Here is an 18,577-nt window from a genome sequence, read left to right on the forward strand (position 1 = left end):
ACCATGCCCCAGCAGCCACCAGCCCCTCCGTCCACCTCGGCGCACGTGACCGCCGCCGAGATCTCCCGCATCGCAGGGGTCACGCGCGCCACCGTCAGCAACTGGCGTCGCCGCCACGACGACTTCCCCGCCCCCAGCGGGGGTACGGAGAGCAGCCCGCTCTACGACCTGACGGCAATTCAGGCATGGCTACTGGGGCGCGGACACACCTCCAGTGCCTCGCCGGCCGAGGAGCTTCACACGGCGCTGCGCCTGCTCGGACCCGGCTCGGGTGTGATCGGGCGGCTGTTCCTGGTGGTGGCAGCCGTATCCCGGCTCAAGCCCGAGGAACTGGCCGAACTCGCCACCGCGCCCGACGACCAGCTCATCGCCGCAGTGCAGAAGGCCGCGGGTGAACTCCCGGCTGCCGTGCCGGAGCCCGAGCCGGTCCGCTATAGCCCGGGCGACGCGGGCGCGATCCGTGCACTGCTCGATTGCGTTCGTGCGGCCGGACCGCAGGCCGCCCTCGACGTCCTCGCCGAGCGCGAGTTGGATGAAGGTGCCGCAAGCGGCGTCTACCAGACCCCGGAGGGCCTGGCCCTGCTCATGGCTCGGCTGCTGCCGGCCGGCACCACCCGGATCCTCGATCCCGCCTGCGGAAGCGGCACGCTGCTGGCCGCCGCGGCCTGGCAGGGCGCACGGGAGCTGTTCGGTCAGGACACGCTGGCCGTCCAGGTGCAGCGGAGCGCGGTCCGGCTCCTCATCGCCGTCCCTGAGGCCGACGTGGTGATCCGCTCCGGCGACAGCCTGCGCGACGACGCCTTCCCCGACGTCACCGTCGACGCCGTCCTGTCCAACCCGCCCTTCGCCGACCGCGACTGGGGCCACGACGAGCTGGCATACGACCCCAGATGGGCGTACGGGGTCCCGCCGCGTTCCGAATCCGAGCTGGCCTGGGCGCAGCACGCCCTCGCTCACCTGGCGGTCGGCGGCCACGCGGTCATGCTGCTGCCGCCCGCGCTGGCCTTCCGCTCCTCGGGTCGCCGTATCCGCGCGGAACTCATCCGCAGCGGGGCGCTGCGGGCCGTTGTCTCCCTGCCGGCCCGTGCCGCATACCCGCTCCACATCGGCGTGCAGATCTGGGTACTCCAGCGCCCCGAGCCGGGCGCCGCGGACCGTACGACAGTGCTGTTCGTCGACGGGGAAGGCGAGCAGCGGGACGGCGGCGCGGGCATGCCGTCCGCCACCGATAAGGCCGGCAGCCGTGGCGGCACACACCCCCGCCGAACCGGCTCCTCCTCCGGCTCGGCTGCCCCCGCCTCGTCCCTCTCCGCCGTCTCCCTCGACTGGGCGGGGCTGACCGACCGGGTCCTCGCCCAGTGGGCCGCGTTCACTGCTGCCCCCGACACTTACGCGGGCGAGCCCGGCGTCGCCCGCGCGGTGCCGCTCGTCGAGCTCCTCGACGACATCGTCGACGTCACCCCGGCCCGCCATGTGCGGGCGACCGCGGGCGACATCGACCCGGCGGCCCTGGCACGGCGCGTCCACGACCTGTACGGGCAACTGGTCGAGCAGGTCGCCGCCCTGGCAGCCGCATCCGACTCCAGCGAGTTGCAGCCGTCGGGGGCCTCGGCCCGCGAGTGGCGTACGGCGACCGTCTCCGACCTGGCGCGCAGGGGGGCCCTGACCGTGCTGCGGGCAGCGACGCCCGGCACACGGGGCTCCAAGGGCGCCGCCGCCCCCACCGTGGACCGGCCGGTTCTCACTGCCCGGGACATCTCGGCCGGGAGTCCCCCGTCCGGGACTGTACCGGCTGCTGTCTCCAGCCGTGGCCCGCTTCACCGCGCTCCAGGACAGCGACGACGAGGACGATCAGCAGACGGCGGAGGACTTCCGCGCCGACCTCAACGACTATGTCAGGAAGTACGGCTTCCTCGTGCAGATCGTCCCCTACCGGGACGCGGAACTGGAGCGGCTGCACCTCTACGGCCGCTACCTCCTCAACCGGCTGCCCCGTGGCGGGGACGGCGGCGTGGACATAGGCGAGATCGAGCTCAGCCACCTGCGGGTGGAGAAGACCGGCGAGTACGACATGGCCCTCACCGTCGAGGGACCGACGACGATGCCGGGCTTCGCCGACGGGGCGGGCGGCGCACAGGAGCCGGAGAAGTCGCTGCTGTCGGAGCTGATCGACAAGTTCAACGAATGCTTCGGCACGGATTTCACCGAGCAGGACGTCATCCGGCCCTTCGAGGAGGCCATGGCCGACCCGAAGGTACGGGCGGCGGCCGTCGTCAACGGCGAGGAGAACTTCGGGCTCGTCTTCGACCCGGTCTTCGCCGACAAGATGGCCGACCACTTCGACTCCGTCGCCGACATGGGCCGCCAGTACTTCGGCCCCGACAAGGGCTTCAAGTCCAGCCTGGACCGCAGCGCCCGCAAGGCAGCCTGGCGGATGATCCGCCGCGAGGAAGGCCTGGACGACGTATGACGGGTACGCCCCGGCCCGCCCATGCCAACCGGGGTACTCCCTGGGCTCGCCGTAGCCGTGCGGAGAAGACGGCTGACACGCTGGTGCGGGCCGCCGAAGCGTTATGCACCCCTCAACCATGAGAATCCACCCTCAGGAACGGGCGATGGACAACGAGATTCAGCTGATCAGCGACGGCGACGGACTGGCGGTCATCGGAAATCCGACGGATGTCGACCGCTTCCTCGCCTCCGAGGGACTGGCCTCGAAGGACCTCGGACTGCAACGGCTCAAGTCCGTCGCCGGTATCGGGGCTGCAGCGGCGCAGGCAGGTTCGGAGATCGCCGCCAACTCCGGTCGCTGGGTGAAGCTGACGCGGGAGTCGGCACAGCGGATCCAGAAGTACGGGCTGAGGAAGAGCTCGAAGACGGGTCTCAGCACAGGTGTGGTGAGGGGGCAGAAAGGCCAGATCAGGGGATTCCTCGAATTTGCGAAAGGGCCCCGATCGCTCCTGACCAACCCGGAGATGCTCGCCGGCGCCGCGGGGATCATGGCGCAGGTCGCGATGCAGCAGAGCATGGCCGAGATCACCGACTATCTCGCCACGATCGACGAGAAGGTCGACGACGTGCTGCGCGCCCAGAAGGACACGGCTTTGGCCCGCATGATCGGAGTGGGCTTCGTCATCGAGGAGACCATGACCATCCGGGAGAAACGAGGCAGGGTCGACGAGATCATGTGGTCGAAGGTGCAGACCGCGCCGACGACGATCGCCGATACCCAGGCCTACGCGTTGCGCCAACTCGACGCACTCGCGGAGAAGATGGAAGGCAAGGCCAAGATCGGTGATCTCGCGGCGACGGCCAAGGAAGCCGAGTCGACAGCCCGGGAGTGGCTCGCAGTGCTGGCTCGCTGCTTCCAGTTGAAGGACGCGATCGCTGTGCTCGAACTCGACCGGGTGCTGGACGCGTCCCCGGAGGAGTTGGACGGGCATCGTCTCGGGCTGAAGGCCGCCCGGCAGGATCGGCTGGAGCACATCGCGCGGAGCACCGAGCGCCTGGTGGCCCGGATGAACGCGGCTGCCGATTCGGCGAACGCGAAGGTGCTGCTGAACCCGAACAAGTCCCCGGCCGTGGTCCAGTCGAGCAACCTTGTCGCTGCCGGTGTCCATGACTTCTACGAGCGGCTCGGGATCGAGTCCGGTCGCCAGTCATCGGAGGAGAGACGATGGGCGGACGCGGCCATGGAAGCGAGGGACAAGGCGCTTGAGGTCGGAGCTAAGGGTGTCGATGCCGCCAGGAGCCTTGGCAACGACACCCTCGACCGGGCCAGTTCCGCAGTGGGCAAGTTGTCCAGCGGGATCACCGGGCAAGCGCGCCGTTGGCTCGGGGATGGGGACCAGGAGGAGCGCGATGCGGAGCGCTGAGCGAGCGGTGCCCGAAACCGCACCGGCGGCTCACCGGCCGTAGCGACATCAACGGGCCCTCCGCGGCACCGGCCGCGGCATGCTCCTGCTCGAGCACCTCGCCGTTTGCTGGGGCCGGCAACCGCGCCGGGGGAACGCCGGCAAGAAGGCCAGGGCGGAGACGTCCTGCCGGGACATAGCCGACCGGCCGCCGTACCGCCGCTCACGAACCCTGCCGTATTGCTGGCCTGGACGGCGGATCGAGGCGGCGGCCACTATCGATTTCTGACCGTAACCGTTCATCACGCACACCGGGGGCAAGGTGCCGCAAGAGGCGATCTCCGACCGTTACGAGTTGCTGGAGGAACTCAGCCACGGCGGCATGGGTGACGTGTGGCGCGGTTACGACGCCGTGCTCGACCGGCCCGTCGCCGTGAAGCTCATCCGGCAGGCGGCGGTGGTCTCCCCGCAGTTGGCCGAGGAGTTCGCCAAACGATTCCGCCGCGAGGCCCGCATCACCGCGCGCATCCAGCACCCCGGGGTGCCGCAGGTGTACGACGCGGTGCTCGACGCATCGTACGAGCGGCTGTACCTCGTGATGGAGCTGGTCGATGGGTTACCGCTGTCCTCCTATATCGACCCCGCCAGGCCTCTGTCAGTCACCTGGGCCGCCGCGGTCGCGGCGCAGGTCGCGACGGTCCTGTCGTACGCGCACGACGTACCCGTGATCCATCGGGACCTGAAGCCCGGCAACATCCTGGTCGCGCGCGACGGCACCGTGAAAGTGCTCGACTTCGGCATCGCCGCGATCCTCGGCACCGACGTCACCAAACTGACCGCGACCGGCAGCCCCGTCGGGTACCTACCAGTACATGTCACCCGAGCAGGTGCGCGGCGGACGCATCACCCCGCAGACCGACCTGTACGCGTTGGGCTGCGTACTCCACGAGCTCCTCAGCGGCCGCCTCGTATTCGAGGCGGACAGCGAGTTCCTGCTGATGTACCAGCACGTCAATGCCGCCCCCACCCCACTGCGGCAGTTGCGCCGCGACGTACCGGAGGCATTGGAAGAACTCGTCCTGCACCTGCTGCGCAAGGCCCCCGAGGCGCCGGCCGCCGACACGCAGGAAGTGTACGCGCGCCTCCTGCCGTTCCTCCCGCCGCCCGGCCAGGAACCGGGCCCGACAGAAGCGGGGCCGGCCGACGCGCCCGACCCGACGGTCGTCTTCCGCCATCCGTACGCGCCCCGTGCCCGCACCAAGACCACCCCTGCCAACGGGTCTGTGTCGGCAGCCGAAACCCCGGCGGCCCAGCCGGCTCCCGTTCCTGCCCAGCTGCGCGAGGACATCAAGGCGGCCTACGCTCACGCCGACGCTCTGCTGGAGGAGGAGCGCTTCGCGCAGGCCGCCGAGGTGCTCGGTGAGGTCATCGAGCCGGCCGCCCAGGCCTTCGGCTCCGAGAGCAAGCAGGTCCTGGCGCTGCGCCGCCGGCGAGCAGCGATCCGGCTCCTGGGCGGCGACTACCGGGCCGCCCTGCCGGAGTTCGACGCGCTCGCCGACGCGTACGCCCGTATTGCGGGGCCAACCGGTGAACAGGCCCGTGCCTGCCGGGCCCAAGCAGCCCGTTGCCGGGCCGAACTCGGCCAGGTCACCGAAGCGCTCGCGGCTCTCCAGGGCGTGCTCAATGTCGTAAGAACCGTCGACAGCGACCTCAGCGAGGAGGCTGTGGAACTGCGGCACAACATCGGGATGCTGCTGCTCGCCCAAGGCCGGACCGCCGAAGCCCGAGAGATCCTCGAACCGCTCCACCAGGACCTGTGCACGGTATTCGGCCCCGATGACGAGATGACGGTCGAGATCGCCGAGGCACTCGCCGTGATCCGCTTGGGGCTCGACGGTGACGCCCCAGGGTGAGCCAGCGGCAGACCTCGCAGGGCTCCGGCAGTTGCAGGAGGGCATATCTGCGGGAGACACGGTCGGCATGCTGCGCCGGGCCGCCAGTAGGGAGATTCCCGGGTACGGCTAGGCTACCCGGAGCGGGGCGGCTCCCAGGGTATCTGGGCGGGGAAGAAGCTACGGCTCCGCTCATCCCTGCTCGAAGGGCGGTTTGCCGAGACATGAGGGGCGTCACAGGAACGGCGCCGATATCCTCGCGGACGTGGTCTATGAGGGAAACATTGGCGTGGCTGAGGGCGCTCCGACGACAGCCCGCCTGCGCGATGTCCTGAACCGCGCCGGGCATGTCGTGATCGTCGAGGCACCGCCTGACGAGGCGGACTCCGCCGACGCCGCGCGGATCGTAGTGACCGGTGCCGAGATCGCCGGCTTGGCCCAGGTGCTGACCATTGTGGACGGCGGTACAGGCGACCGGTGCCGGTGCGACGGCTGGCCGACGATCATGGTTCACGACGCGAACGGTGAGCTGATCGCTTGCTGGACGCTGCACCACCAATCCGGTCTCCGCGGGGTTGGTGACTGCGATGCCGACCTGCGGGACGGCCCGGCGCTCACCGCGTGGCTGGCCAAGCGGGGTCTGACCGGATCTCGCGAGGTCCAGGCGGAGCTGGCCGCCCAAGAGTCCGAGGCGAACCTGCGTCGGTTGCGGTGGCTCCAGGCCGCGCCCGCCGGGCTGCGCGACGCGGCCATGGACGTGGCCCAACCGCCGGGGCGTGACCTGCAAGCCTGGTCGGATCGACTGAGCGACGCCACGGCCCGGCTCACCACGCACGTCCAACACGAATACCCCGACGCGATCGACCGGATCCGCGTCCTGCTGGCATGGGCCGGGATCCCCGCAAGGGAGTCCACGGGCGGCCTGAAGTGGTACGACATGGCAATCCAGCAGCAACTGCTTGCCGAGGACTCCGACCTCGTCCTTGCCGCGCTCGCCACCTGCCCGCCCAGCCCGGCGCAGCTCGACGGCGCGGCTGAACTCTTCGCTTCCCTCGAATGGACCGAAGCGCACGGCACGCAACTGCCCGAGCCGCTGCGGTCGATCCTGATCGGCCACATCGAAGCACATGGCACCGGCCCCATGAGGTTCCGCATGCACCACGGCTACTACGGTGCCGAGCGATCTGCCTGACCAACCCCCCGCTGGCATCGCCCCGTTTCGTCCCGCTGCTTATCGCCGTCCGGTAACCCAACCGCTGTCGAGGGCAGCCGGCTCCCCGGCTGGCCAGTGGTCCTATCGCCCGGACCTCCCTGATCTCAAACGCGGTGAGGGGCACGAGGACCAACGTAATCACCCTGACGTACGGCACCTCGCGCAGCCATTCCGTTCGCGGGCGGCTCGCTCGCAGGCCGATGCCGGGCCCGCGGTTGCGCATTGGCGTTGGCAGTCCCGGGTTGTGGCGTCCCGAGTGCCGGCGACCTTAGGCAGGCCTTCCGGATGGCGCACCTACCCCAGCGGAACGTTGCCGCTGAGGAAGATGTATACCGCGTGGCGGACTTGGGGCGTTGTCCCGCTGAGCGGAGGTCTCCCGTCACAGGAGGGTGCTGTAGCCGCTCCAGCCGGTGCCGATGTTGACGCGGGCCTTGTAGGGCGCTGCTGGGTTTCCGGTGCCTTGGTAGTACCAGAGGGTGCCGTTGGTGTCGGTGGCCAGGAGGTCGGTGTGGCCGTTGACGAGGAGGTCTCCGATGCCGGTGATGTGGGTGTAGTGCTGCCAGCCGGGGCCGATCTCGATGCGCGGCTTGTAGGGGGTCGTCGTGCTGCCGGTGCCCTGGTAGAGCCACAGGACGCCGTCGTGGTCGCGGGCGAGGAGGTCGGGGTGGCCGTCGCCGGTGATGTCGCCTGCTCCAGTAAGCAGGTTGTAGGTGTTCCAGCCTGCGCCGATACGGATACGCGAGGCGAAGGGCGCGGTGACCCTGCCGGTGCCGCGGTAGAGCCACAGGACGCCGTCGTGGTCGCGGGCGAGGAGGTCGGGGTGGCCGTCGCCGGTGAGCAGGTTGTAGGTGTTCCAGCCCCCGCCGACGCGTGCGCGTGGGGCGAAGGGGGCGGAGGGGTTGCCGGTGCCGGCGTAGTACCAGAGCACGCCGTCGTGGTCCCGGCCGACGAGATCGCCGGTGCCGTTGTTCTTGAAGGACGACAGGGGGGTCAAGGCGTTGTAGGTGTTCCAGCCAGTGCCTACAGGGCGGCGGGTGTAGTAGTAGGCGCTGGAGGAGACGTACGTCTCGCCGCGGTACTGCCACAGCTCGCCGGCCCTGTCGCGGGCGTAGAAGGCCGCTTGGAGCGAGGCGGGGCGGATGTCGGCGGTGACCTGCAGCGTGTTGGGCTGGGTTGTGTACTGCCTGCCGTCGGCGTCGTAGATCTGTAGCGCACCGGCAAGCAGTCCTGCGGGGAAGCCCCACGGCACGCGGAAGCTGACGTACTGATCCGCTTGAATGATCTTCCGGGTGTGCCAGTCGATGGCGGGCAGGTCGGCGCTGACCGAGCCGTCCGGGTTCTGGTTCCAGGTCAGTCGGGTGAAGCCGCTGGTGTCGGGGGAGTAGCCAACTGCGACCGCTGTGGCGAACTGTGCGGGGCTGTAGCCGGCGGCGGCCAGTTGCTGGGCGGTGAAGACCAACCGGGTGTGGGTGACGGGTGCGGGGGTGGTCCCGGCGGAGTTCATGTGGGTGTCGAGCCGTTCGATGACGGCGTGGGGGGCGCCTGTGACGACCTGCACCTGATCGGAGAAGTCCGGGCTCCCGTCGGGGCCGTACCAGCTGGTGTCGATGTCCGGGCCCCAGACGTACAGGCCGGTGGGGTCGGGGCGGGAGGAGGCGAGGGTAGTGCCCGTGGCGCCGTCGACCAGAAGCGCAGATAGGGCGATCGCGCTGCTGACGGGGTACTGGGCGCTGAGGTGGAGTCGGATGACTCCTGCGGTCATGGGGATGCCGGGAATGCCGTTGCCGTCGCTGTCCTGGGCCCCGAGGGTGATCTCCTGGTACGAGCCCGCGTAGGGGCCGGTGGCCGGGCCGAGCGTGAGCGGGTTGCCCGCCTCGTCGGTGACGTGCAGGCCGGGCTGGCTTCCGCGAACTTCCAGCTTGACGTAGGCGTCCGATACCGGTGGCGCGGTGAGGGTGATGTCCAGTTCCTGCGCGGGGCCCCACAGATCCAGGTCGTGAACCACGGTGAGCCCGATTGAAGGCGATGCCGGATCTTCCGCGACAGCGCCCTGCACCGGTGTGAACCCGATCGCCGCTCCGAGCGTGGCGACGGCCAGCGCGACACGCCGCTTCCTGGATATACGCAACGGTGTTTCCCCTCCCTGAGCCCGCATCCTGCGGGGGGATCGACATCCTATGCCGGGCCTGGACGGTGACGGTGTGTGGGGCAAGCGCGGAGCGGTGCGGCAGGGGCGCCTTCGGATCGGCTTGGGTTCTAGGGGTCGTTGCAACATCCCAGTTCAGGGGATGCGATGGACTTCGAAATCCGCGGGGACCGGACGCCTCAGGGCCCTCGAATGCTGACGCGTGAGCGGGAGGAATACTCCCGTCTCATGCAGCAGGGCTACAGCAACAAGGAGGCCTGCCGGGTCATCGGGATCGACAGACGGACCGGCCAGAAATGGCGTAACGGGCGCAAGCCCACCGGGACGCAGAGAGGAAGGTTCTGCTGCCGCTCGGCGCGGTGGCAGAGCCTTCCGGCCCGTCGCGGTACCTTCGCCAGGCCGACCGCATCCACATCGCCGACCGGCTGCGGGAGAAGGCCACCGTGCGGGCGATCGCCGCGGAGCTCGGCCGCAGTCCGTCCACCGTCAGCCGGGAGATCCGCCGCAACCGCCACCCGGTCAATGGCCAGTACCGCCCGCACGCGGCCCAGGCCCGTGCCGATGCCCGTCGGCCCCGGCCCAAGACAGGCAGGATCCGCCAGAACCCTGAGCTGCGGGACTTCATCCAGGACCACCTGGACAAACGGTGGAGCCCGAAACAGATCTGCCGAGCTCTGCGGACACAGTTCCCCCACCGGCCGGAGATGCACGTGGTGCACGAGACGGTCTACCAAGCTCTCTACGTCCAGGGCCGTGGAGAGCTCCGCCGTGAGCTGGCCCGCGCCCTGCGCACCGGCCGTGCCCGGCGCAAGCCCCGCCGCCAGGCGCAGCAGCGCCAGCCCAGGTTCGCCACCCCCATGGTCATGATCAGCGAGCGTCCAGCCGAAGCCGAGGACCGGGCAGTCCCCGGCCACTGGGAAGGCGACCTGATCATCGGCAAGGACGGCAAGTCGGCCATCGGCACCCTCGTCGAGCGCGCCACCCGCTACGTCATGCTGCTGCACCTGCCCGCAGACCACGGCGCCCAAAGCGTCCGCGACGCTCTGGTCAGCACGGTCCGGACCCTGCCCGCCCACCTTCGACGGTCCCTGACCTGGGACCAAGGATCAAAGATGGGCGCGCACGGCTCCTTCACCGTCGCCACCGACATCCCGGTCTACTTCTGCGACCCGGCCAGCCCCTGGCAACGCGGCTCGAACGAGAACACCAACGGCCTGCTGCGCCAGTACTTTCCCAAGGGCACCGACCTCTCAGTCCACACCCGCGAGCACCTCGACGCTGTCGCTGCCGAGCTGAACGGCCGCCCACGCAAAACGCTCGGCTGGGAAACCCCAGCCGAGCGCCTGCATAAACTGCTTGCGGCCTGATCAACACGACCACGTGTTGCAACGACCCCTATAAACCGCCCCCTCCCCGCGCCCCTGCGGCTGTTCAGGTGGCGAGCTTGGTGGTCGCCCAGGTGGCGTCGGGCCACATGGTTCCCGTTGAGGTGAAGGAGCCGGTTCCTGATCCCGTGTACAGGTGGAGGGTGCCGTCGCCCCAGATGGCGGCGAGGTCCGTCTTGCCGTCACCGCTGAAGTCGCCGGGGATGATGTCCTTGATCGTCGACCAGTTCAGGATGCCCGATGTCACCCCGTCGGCCAGGTCACCCTTGCCGTCACCGAGGTACAGGCGCAAAGTTCCGGTCGACTCCTGTACGGCGAGCAGGTCGCTGTTACCGTCGCCGTTGAAGTCTCCGGCGGTTATCTCGCGGACTATGCCCCAGTTGGCGCTGTCCGGGAAGAGCCTGATGCTCGAATTCAGGCCGCCGGTTCCGGTGCCGTCGTAGCGGTGCAGCGTCAGGGCTTGCGCAAGTTCCCGGGATCGTCCAACTGGCCTGAGGATGGCGTAGGTTGGGGTGGATGACAGAACAGACACGGGATCCGTGATCATTCAGGTGTCTACGCTGAGTGATCAAGAAGGTTCCCGTGTCCGCTGTGTCATCTTCCCCTGTCCCTGCCGTGTTGGCCAAGCTGGGTCCCCTCGATCCGGACGATGTAGCTGACCTGCGCGTCTTCCTGGAAGCGGTTCCCGATCCGCGCTCGCGGCGGGGGCGCTGGTACTCGCTGGTCTCGATCCTTCTGGTCTGCGCGGCTGCCGCGGTCTCGGGTGCGAGGACCATCGACGAGCTCGCCGAGTGGGGCGCCCGTGCAGACGCCGGACTCCTGGCCGTCCTTGGCGTGCGCCGTCACCTTCTGCGATGGCGGCACGCGCCGTCCCGCTCGGCGATCGGGCGGGTCCTGGAGCGTCTCGATGCCGATGCGCTCGACGCTGCTGTGGGCGCCTGGCTCGCCCAGCGTCGTACCCCCGCGACCGCACCCGGCGAGGGCGGGCGGCCGGTGATCGCCGTGGACGGCAAGGCACTGCGCGGCTCCGCCCGTCTGGACCGGCCCCGCCGGCACCTGCTGTCCGCCGTCACCCGCGGCCTCGCGGTCACCCTGGCCCAGGCCGAGGTCGGGTCCAAGACGAACGAGACCCGGCACTTCCAGTCCTTGCTCGCACCCCTGGATCTGGAAGGCGGCGTGGTCACCTTCGACGCGCTGCACTCGGTGAAGGCCAACGTCACCTGGCTGGTGGAGACGAAGAAGGCGCACTATGTCGCCGTGATCAAGCCCAACCAGCCCACAGCATGGGCCCAGTTGGACGCCCTGGACTGGAGCGCCGTGAAGGTCCAGCACACCGCCTCCAGCAAGGGCCACGGCCGCCGCGAGTCCCGCTCGATCAAGACCCTGGCCATCGCCGACAACCTCGGCGGCATCGCCTTCCCCTACGCGAAACTCGCCATCCGCGTCCACCGCCGCCGCAAACCGGCCGACACGACGGAGACCCGCGAGAGCGTCTACGCCGTCACCAGCCTCGACGCCCACCAGACAAAACCCGCCGAACTCTCCTTTCACCTGCGCGGACACTGGACCGTGGAGGCGCAGCACCACATCCGGGACCGTGTCTTCGCCGAGGACGCCTCCACCGTCCACACCGGCAACGCACCCCGCGTCATGGCCACCCTCCGCAACCTTGCGATCGGCGCCCTGAAAACCCGAGGAGCCACCAACATCGCCAAGACCACCCGCGCCATCCGCGACCAACCAGAACGAGCACTTCCCATTCTGGGCATCACACCCAAGCCCGACACACAGGGAACTTGATCAAGCCCTGGGGGTACTGCACAAAGCAGCGGGCCATCGCTGCCGTCGGGGTTGGTGACGGCCTCGGGGGATTTGCCGAGGGTGCGGCCGAGGAGGTCGATGGCGTCGCGCTGGAGGCGCAGGCGGACGTGGGCGTACACCGTCGTGATGACGCCGATATGGGCGTGACCCAGCAGCTTTTTGACGACGACGAGTTTGACGCCCTGTTTTAGAGCAGTGTCGCGGTCGAGTGCCGCAGGCCGTGGAATCGGCTCGCCAGGCCTTCTTGCGGACGTCATAGGCGGTCACCAGCGGGACCATCCCGCCGGGGTCGCGCAGTCGAGTGATGATGGTGCTGAATGCGTCGGCGAGTTTCAGGCTAACCAGGAGGAGTCGCTCGGTGTCGGTCTTGGACGGAGCGATCTATCGCCGCAGGTCATAGTCCAGCTGTTGATGTTCGGCGGCAGCGTGCAGTTCCTGTCCGCACCGGACGGCACCCCACTATGGGTCTCCGATGTGTGGCCCGGCAGCGTCCCCGACATCACCGCCGCGAGGGGCGGCCGGGCCCGGGCCCGCCCCGGCCCCGTGCCACGGGGGAGAGGCACAGGTGCGGGTCCGCGCGTCCGCGCGTCCGCCGGCCGGGGCGGGGGTCTCAGCGGTGGCCCATGCCGTAGGCGAGTACGCCGATCAGTCCGGCGACGGCCACTACGTACAGGACCTGGCGGGTGCGCTCGTTCACCGTGAGGCAGGCCGTACGACTCGGGGGCGGCGCCCGTTGCCGTCTCGCACCCTGGATGTCAAGCACGGGCGGCAGGCGAACCAGTGGTGATCCGCTGCGCTGACCGAGTGGCGCGTCTCGACCAGCACCGCGTCCCGGGTCGGCGTCCCGCAGTACCTGCATATGGCCAGCGGGCCGAGTTCGGCGGCCTCCTCCAGCGGGCCGGTGACGAGCTCGATCGCAGTCCGAAGGGTGGCCGGGTCGGTGAACACGGCGTCGTCGGTCGGTGGACGCAGCCACCGCGTCCCGTCGCGATAGCCGTCCAGGCCGGGAACGAGGAGGGTGTCCCCGGGGCCGTGCCAGGCCACACCGGCAGCACGGGCGTCAGGCCAGTCCGCGCCGCCGCCTGCCGGCAGGGGCCAGGCCATCATCCGCAGGCCGGGGTCTTCCATCACCGGCCCGGACTGGTCGCCGAGGACGTCCCGCACATGCCGGCCCCATCGGGATGGCACCGAGACAGCGGCCCACACCGGAGTGACGCGCACCAGCCCGATCGGTGCGCCGCCGGGTGGCAGATACGGGACAGTCGCGAGCGGGGACGTCATGACGCGGCCTCCAGGACGACCCACACCCGCTTGCCGCCCGGTAGCAGGTCGACGCCCCACGACACCGACAGGGCGTCGATGAGCAGCAGTCCGCGGCCGGACTCCCCGTCCAGCGTCACCGGCTTGATCCGCGGGCGGGTTCGGTCCCGGTCATGGACGCCGATGCGTACCCGCTCGTAGGAGAGCCGCAGGACGGTGACGCGCAGTCCCTCGCCCTGGGCGTGCTTGACGGCGTTGGACACCAACTCGGTGACGAGGAGCTCGGACTGATCGCTCAACCGGAGGAGGCCCCAGGACGCGATGGCAGTACGCGCCATACGCCGTGCCCGCTCCGCGGACTCCGGCACACGCGGCAGGTTCTCGGCCGCGTACCAATCCCCGGTGGGGAGTTGGAGGACAGGCAGGACGTCATTCATCCCCGTCCTCCCTTACCGTCCTCGCTTCGGCGTCCTGGCCGGTGGTGACCAGTCGCGAGCCGGGTGACGACCTGCCGTGTCATCGCTCAGTTCCTTTGGTCTCGACGGCGGCGGGGGAGTTCGGTGCGGAGTTCCGTGTCTGACGGGATTGCGGTACGAGGCCGGGTCGCGAAGCACGCTTGCGGCGGTCGCGGGCCAAGTCGGCCAACTGCTGATGGACCATGGGGCTCACCTGGGGGATGGGGCTGTTCATGTCTCCGCCTATGTTCCTGTGGCGGGACACTCAGGGTCACGGGCGGTGACGCCCAGAAAAACCCGCCACCATACATGGCTCCTACCAGTGCAAACACGCTTTCTCGGGTGCCCAATCGGACGTCCTGGCGTCGCCGGACAAGGGCATACGCTGCTCGTCCGAGTGACGCAGCGCTACCATGGAGTCGCAGCACCGACACACCCGGGAGTCCTCATGGCACAGGCCCCGAGACCCGGCAGCAAACCCGAACGCGATGTCCTGCGCCGGGAGATGCTCGCCGCCGCCTGCACCCTCAACGACATCGTGGTCGAGATGCGCGTCCGCTGGGGATTCCGCGCCCGCGAGGCGTGGCGACACGCCCACGGCTGGTCTCAGCAAGAGGCCGCCGACCTCATCAACGAGGCGGGCCGCAACCGCGCTGACGCCATTTCCGCCGACGCTTCCCTGGTGGGCAAGTGGGAGAAGTGGCCGCTCGCCGGAGGAAGGCGCCCTTCGCCGGCTGTTCTGCGGCTCATGAGCGAGGTGTACGGGTGCCGGGTCGAGCAACTGCTCGACCTGGAGGATCGCCGCGCGCTTCCCCGCGGTGCCGTTCCAGTCGCTGCCCCTCCCGCGCCGCCCACACCGACCCCGTTCCGTACGGCCGACGCGGACACACCAAGCGCGGAGGCGGACCCGCAGCCCACGGCTGCGGCCGCCGTCCGGCAAGCGGCGGAGGAGTCGGCAGCCTGGGCCGCGTGGCCGAGACGAGCAACGTCGGCGACCTCGCGCTCGAGCAGATCCAGGCGGACGTACAACAGCTTGCGAGCGACTACCTCTCGGGTGACGCGTGCGAGGTTTTCGCCCGGACCCGGGCGTTGCGCGACCGCGTGTTCCTCCTCCTGGAGGGCCATCAGGCACCGCGGCAATCCACGGACCTCTACGCCGCCGCAGGCTATCTGTGCGCTCTGCTCGCGTGGATGTCCAGCGACCTTGGACATCTGGCCGAGGCGGACGCGCACGGTCGCACGGCCTGGCTCTGCGCCGAGACCATCGGCCACAACACCTTGCGTGCCTGGACGGCGTCCACCCGAAGCAAGATCGCCTTCTGGGACGGGCGCTACAAGGATGCCGTCGGATGGGCGCGTCGCGGCGCGGCCGTCGAGCCCGCCGGTACGGTCGGTGCTCTGCTGGCGTGCCAGGAGGCGGACGCCTGGTCGAAGCTGGGCGCGGTAGACGAGACGCAGAACGCGTTGCGAAGAGCCCAGGCAGCCCGCGACTCCCTCCACGGTGGGGACGAGGTCGGCGGTTTGTTCTCCTGCAGCCTCCGCCGGCAGGAGCAGTACGCTGCCGCTTCGCATCTGCGGATCGGTGCGTACGAGGAGGCACTCGCCGAGGCGGACGGCGCCCTCGTACGTCTGCGAGCACAGCCGGTGCGCACCTACGGGACCGAGGCCCAGGCTTCGATCTCCCGCGCCATGGGTCTCGTAGGACTGGGCCAGCCCGACGCCGTTCTCGAAACGCTGCTGCCTGTCCTGGAACTGCGCCCCGAGAAGCGACTCGACACCGTCGTTGCGCGTATGCGTGACCTGACGGGGATTCTGGCTCAGGTGCCGGGAGCCCGTGGAGCGGCGAGCGTCCGGACCCGTACCGCACTGCTGGACTGGTGCCAGGACTCGGCTCCGCGAAGGCTGGCTCTCTCGCCAGGGACCAGCGTCGCCTGACACCCTCGCGGCCATGACCGCTCATCAAGAACGTATGTCCGACCATTGGTGGTGGCGTCCCGGTTGGAGCGTCGGCCGCCGCTTCTACACCTGGCACCTGACGTTCGACGGCCAGAGCGACGTCCACCGATTCGCCGACGCCTACCGCCGTGCGCTGGCCCCGGCCGGGGGCCTCGACCTCATCCCGGACCGCTGGCTGCACCTGACCATGCAGGGGATCGGCTTCATCGACGAGGTCCCGGAGGACGTCGTCGAGGAGATCACGAAAGCGGCCGCCCAGCGGTTGGCCGCCCTCCCCGCCTTCGGGGTCACCTTCCACGCTCCCGTCATCGATCCGGAGGCGATCCTCGTGCCCGTGCAGCCGGCCGAGCCGGTCCGTGCACTGCGGAGCACGATCCGAGGCGCGATGGGCGACGTTCTCGCCGACGTCCCTGAGCAGGCAGAGGGCTTCCTACCGCACGTATCCATCGGCTACAGCAACTCCGACGGGCCAACCGCCCCTTACGCAGAGGCGATCGCGAGCGCCGATGTCCCGCCGGCCAAGGCCCTGATCACGCACGCCGACCTGATCGTGATCCACCGCGACAACCGGATGTACGAGTGGACCACCCTGGCCCAGGTCCCCCTGGGCTGAGCGCTGGGTGAGCGGCTCTGCCTGTGGCGCGCAGGCGGAGCTTCTACGAGGTTCAACGGTGGAAGCGGATTGCCGCCGTGGTGGGTTCGCGGGCGGTGATCGGTCAACGGTCGGTGATGGTGGCGTCGATCGCGTCCGGGTCCGCCTGGTGCCAGTCGCCCGAGGCGATGTCGGCGATGATGCGGCGCCGGCCGTTGGTGCGGTGACCGCTGGTGGGGGCGTTGTCGTCGAGCCAGATCTCGGTGCCCACCGGGAGGGTTTCCTGTGTAGACGACGCCGTCCCTACGCCACGCCTCCAGGCCCAGGGTCCGTTGCGTGATCGCTTTCTGTCCTGGTTCATCCGGTGACGCCGAGGGTGGTCAGAGGTCGGTGCCAGTCGCGGGCTGCGTGGCGTAGGGCGGCTGCGATGTTGGCGTGGCCGTCCTGGCGGTGGACACCGATGGCGAGGTTGCGCAGGGCGGCCATGATGCGGGGGAGGCGGCCAATGTGGAATCTTGGAGTCGTCCTCGCGGAAGGTGCGGTCACGGACGTGGCGCAGAAGATTTTCGATCTTCCAGTGCCCCCTGATTCAGGCAGCGAGCTGGGCGCCGGTCGCTGCGCCGGTCGGCAGGCTGGTGATCAGGTAGACGCGCTCGATGGTGGGCTTGCCGCTGGTGAAGTCCTTCCTCCAGCGCACGACTCGAGCGGCAGCGACGCCGATACCGTACGGATATAATCGCCGGTCATGGAGCTGCGCACGCTGCGCTATTTCGTGGCCGTCGCCGAGGAACGCCACTTCGGCCGGGCCGCCGCGCGGCTGCACATGAGCCAGCCGCCGCTGAGCCGGGCGATCAAGCGGCTGGAGAGGGACCTCGGCGTCGTACTCCTGCACCGCTCCGCCACCGGCGTGGCGCTCACCCCGGCCGGCGCGACGGCGCTGGACGAGGCGCGCACCCTGCTCCGCCAGGCCGACCAGATGCGTGTGCGCGTGGCTGCGGTGGCCGGCGCCGCGACCATCACCATCGGCATGCTGGCGGACAGCGCCGACCCGGGAGCGATGCGGCTGGCCGTGGCGTATCGCCGAGAGCACCCCGGAGTCGAGGTCCGCATCCGCGAGACCGGTCTGACCGATCCGACCTGCGGGCTGCGCGCTGGGCTGGTCGATGTCGCCCTGACTCGCGGGCCGTTCGACGAGACGGGCCTGGCCGTGCACGAGTTGCGCGCGGATCCGGTGGGAGCACTGCTGCGCGCCGACGACCCGCTGGCCCACCGCGACAGCCTGGAACTGGCCGATCTGGCTGACCGCCGCTGGTTCCGGTTCCCGGAGGGCACCGACCCGGCCTGGCAGTCGTACTGGAACGGCGGCGAGCCCCGCGAGGGTCCGGTGGTGCGGGCCGTCCAGGAGTGCATGCAGGCGGTGCTCTGGAACGGCACTGTCGGGATGACCTTGATCGGGCACGGCCAGTCCGAGGAGTTGGCCGTGGTCCCGCTGATCGACATGCCGCCGAACCGCGTGGTGGCGGCGTGGAACAAGGGGGACACGAACCCGCTGATCCGGTCGTTCGTCGAGATCGCGCAGACCGCCTACCAGGAATGACGTACGGGCTCTCGGCCACATCTGTTCCGTCACGGCGTGATCGCGGTCTGGCTGCGGACGAGGTCGCCACCTCTTGGTTTGCCTCAGAGCCGCTTGCCATGGCCGCCGTCAGAGGTACCCGAGGGCGGCCCGGTGAAGCTGTGGGAGCGGATCGAGACGGTGCTGAGCCCGTACGACGAGGCGGGCCGCCCGCAGCCGGAGACGTTCACTGTGCACGTCCAGGACGGCGGACAGCACCTGCGGCACCCGCATATGCCTGTCCTGCCGCTGCCGAACCCCTGACCGTCACCCAGAACCTGTCTGCGCCTGACGGGGTGCGGGGTTTCGCAGCAATGCCTCGCCTTGCCGCGGTGAGCTGATGGCGGTTGCCCCTATCTGCCGCGACTGCGGTCACGTGCCGTGCCGA

15 protein-coding genes and 4 pseudogenes are annotated in these 18,577 nt (G+C 69.6%); 12 read left to right on the plus strand and 7 right to left on the minus strand.

From position 1 onward, the window contains the following. Nucleotides 1–585: 585 nt before the first annotated feature. Nucleotides 586–1,131: pseudogene (locus K7G61_RS36695) on the plus strand (class I SAM-dependent DNA methyltransferase); the annotation flags it as partial. 257 nt (nucleotides 1,132–1,388) lie between these two features. On the opposite strand, the gene K7G61_RS32115 reads toward K7G61_RS36695, so the two are convergent. Next, nucleotides 1,389–1,694: a hypothetical protein gene (locus tag K7G61_RS32115; protein WP_225850628.1), complete on the minus strand. Its 306-nt coding sequence runs from the start codon at nucleotides 1,692–1,694 to the stop codon at nucleotides 1,389–1,391. A gap of 89 nt (nucleotides 1,695–1,783) precedes the next feature. On the opposite strand from K7G61_RS32115, the pseudogene K7G61_RS32120 reads away from it, so the two are divergent. The 4 genes and pseudogenes from K7G61_RS32120 to K7G61_RS32135 all read left to right on the plus strand — a co-directional run. Next, a pseudogene (locus K7G61_RS32120) lies at nucleotides 1,784–2,470 on the plus strand (type I restriction endonuclease subunit R); the annotation flags it as partial. Nucleotides 2,471–2,615: 145 nt separating this feature from the next. Beyond that, nucleotides 2,616–3,875: a hypothetical protein gene (locus tag K7G61_RS32125; protein WP_225850629.1), complete on the plus strand. Its 1,260-nt coding sequence runs from the start codon at nucleotides 2,616–2,618 to the stop codon at nucleotides 3,873–3,875. 301 nt (nucleotides 3,876–4,176) lie between these two features. Then, nucleotides 4,177–5,767: pseudogene (locus K7G61_RS32130) on the plus strand (serine/threonine-protein kinase). A gap of 244 nt (nucleotides 5,768–6,011) precedes the next feature. Beyond that, entirely contained in the window at nucleotides 6,012–6,938 is a 927-nt protein-coding gene (locus K7G61_RS32135; RefSeq protein WP_225850630.1) for a hypothetical protein, read from the plus strand. Nucleotides 6,939–7,338: 400 nt separating this feature from the next. On the opposite strand, the gene K7G61_RS32140 is transcribed toward K7G61_RS32135, so the two are convergent. Next, complete coding sequence (locus K7G61_RS32140; RefSeq protein ID WP_225850633.1) at nucleotides 7,339–8,964, minus strand: FG-GAP-like repeat-containing protein; 1,626 nt, start codon at nucleotides 8,962–8,964, stop codon at nucleotides 7,339–7,341. A gap of 369 nt (nucleotides 8,965–9,333) precedes the next feature. Between K7G61_RS32140 and K7G61_RS32145 the strand changes: the two are divergent. Continuing rightward, nucleotides 9,334–10,472: pseudogene (locus tag K7G61_RS32145) on the plus strand (IS30 family transposase). Nucleotides 10,473–10,536: 64 nt separating this feature from the next. On the opposite strand, the gene K7G61_RS32150 reads toward K7G61_RS32145, so the two are convergent. After that, entirely contained in the window at nucleotides 10,537–11,022 is a 486-nt protein-coding gene (locus tag K7G61_RS32150) for a VCBS repeat-containing protein (RefSeq protein ID WP_225850634.1), read from the minus strand. 83 nt (nucleotides 11,023–11,105) lie between these two features. Between K7G61_RS32150 and K7G61_RS32155 the strand changes: the two genes are divergently transcribed. Continuing rightward, the gene (locus tag K7G61_RS32155; RefSeq protein ID WP_225850635.1) at nucleotides 11,106–12,290 is read left to right on the plus strand and encodes an ISAs1 family transposase; all 1,185 of its coding nucleotides are present in this window, start codon (nucleotides 11,106–11,108) and stop codon (nucleotides 12,288–12,290) included. Beyond that, nucleotides 12,287–12,502 carry a hypothetical protein gene (locus K7G61_RS32160; protein WP_225850637.1) on the plus strand — a complete coding sequence of 72 codons (216 nt, stop codon included), beginning with the start codon at nucleotides 12,287–12,289 and terminating at the stop codon, nucleotides 12,500–12,502. Before K7G61_RS32155 ends, K7G61_RS32160 begins: the two co-directional genes overlap by 4 nt. Nucleotides 12,503–13,004: 502 nt before the next feature. Here K7G61_RS32160 and K7G61_RS32170 read toward each other — a convergent pair. Continuing rightward, nucleotides 13,005–13,475, minus strand: coding sequence for a hypothetical protein (locus K7G61_RS32170; RefSeq protein ID WP_225850639.1), 471 nt, complete (start codon nucleotides 13,473–13,475; stop codon nucleotides 13,005–13,007). Between the two features lie 113 nt (nucleotides 13,476–13,588). Next, a complete protein-coding gene (locus K7G61_RS32175) occupies nucleotides 13,589–14,008 on the minus strand; it encodes an ATP-binding protein (protein WP_225850640.1) in 420 nt (139 codons plus the stop codon). Nucleotides 14,009–14,995: 987 nt separating this feature from the next. On the opposite strand from K7G61_RS32175, the gene K7G61_RS32180 reads away from it, so the two are divergent. Then, nucleotides 14,996–15,961 carry an XRE family transcriptional regulator gene (locus K7G61_RS32180; RefSeq protein WP_225850641.1) on the plus strand — a complete coding sequence of 322 codons (966 nt, stop codon included), beginning with the start codon at nucleotides 14,996–14,998 and terminating at the stop codon, nucleotides 15,959–15,961. 13 nt (nucleotides 15,962–15,974) lie between these two features. Next, nucleotides 15,975–16,595 carry a 2'-5' RNA ligase family protein gene (locus K7G61_RS32185; protein ID WP_225850643.1) on the plus strand — a complete coding sequence of 207 codons (621 nt, stop codon included), beginning with the start codon at nucleotides 15,975–15,977 and terminating at the stop codon, nucleotides 16,593–16,595. A gap of 103 nt (nucleotides 16,596–16,698) precedes the next feature. On the opposite strand, the gene K7G61_RS32190 is transcribed toward K7G61_RS32185, so the two are convergent. After that, entirely contained in the window at nucleotides 16,699–16,845 is a 147-nt protein-coding gene (locus K7G61_RS32190) for a hypothetical protein (protein ID WP_225850644.1), read from the minus strand. 86 nt (nucleotides 16,846–16,931) lie between these two features. After that, the gene (locus K7G61_RS32195; RefSeq protein WP_225850645.1) at nucleotides 16,932–17,120 is read right to left on the minus strand and encodes a hypothetical protein; all 189 of its coding nucleotides are present in this window, start codon (nucleotides 17,118–17,120) and stop codon (nucleotides 16,932–16,934) included. Nucleotides 17,121–17,319: 199 nt separating this feature from the next. Between K7G61_RS32195 and K7G61_RS32200 the strand changes: the two genes are divergently transcribed. Next, entirely contained in the window at nucleotides 17,320–18,171 is an 852-nt protein-coding gene (locus K7G61_RS32200) for a LysR family transcriptional regulator (RefSeq protein WP_225850646.1), read from the plus strand. Nucleotides 18,172–18,303: 132 nt separating this feature from the next. Continuing rightward, nucleotides 18,304–18,453: a hypothetical protein gene (locus K7G61_RS32205; protein ID WP_308190771.1), complete on the plus strand. Its 150-nt coding sequence runs from the start codon at nucleotides 18,304–18,306 to the stop codon at nucleotides 18,451–18,453. Nucleotides 18,454–18,577: the final 124 nt, after the last annotated feature.

Source organism: Streptomyces sp. HPF1205, from assembly GCF_020400825.1.
Lineage (GTDB): Bacteria > Actinomycetota > Actinomycetes > Streptomycetales > Streptomycetaceae > Actinacidiphila.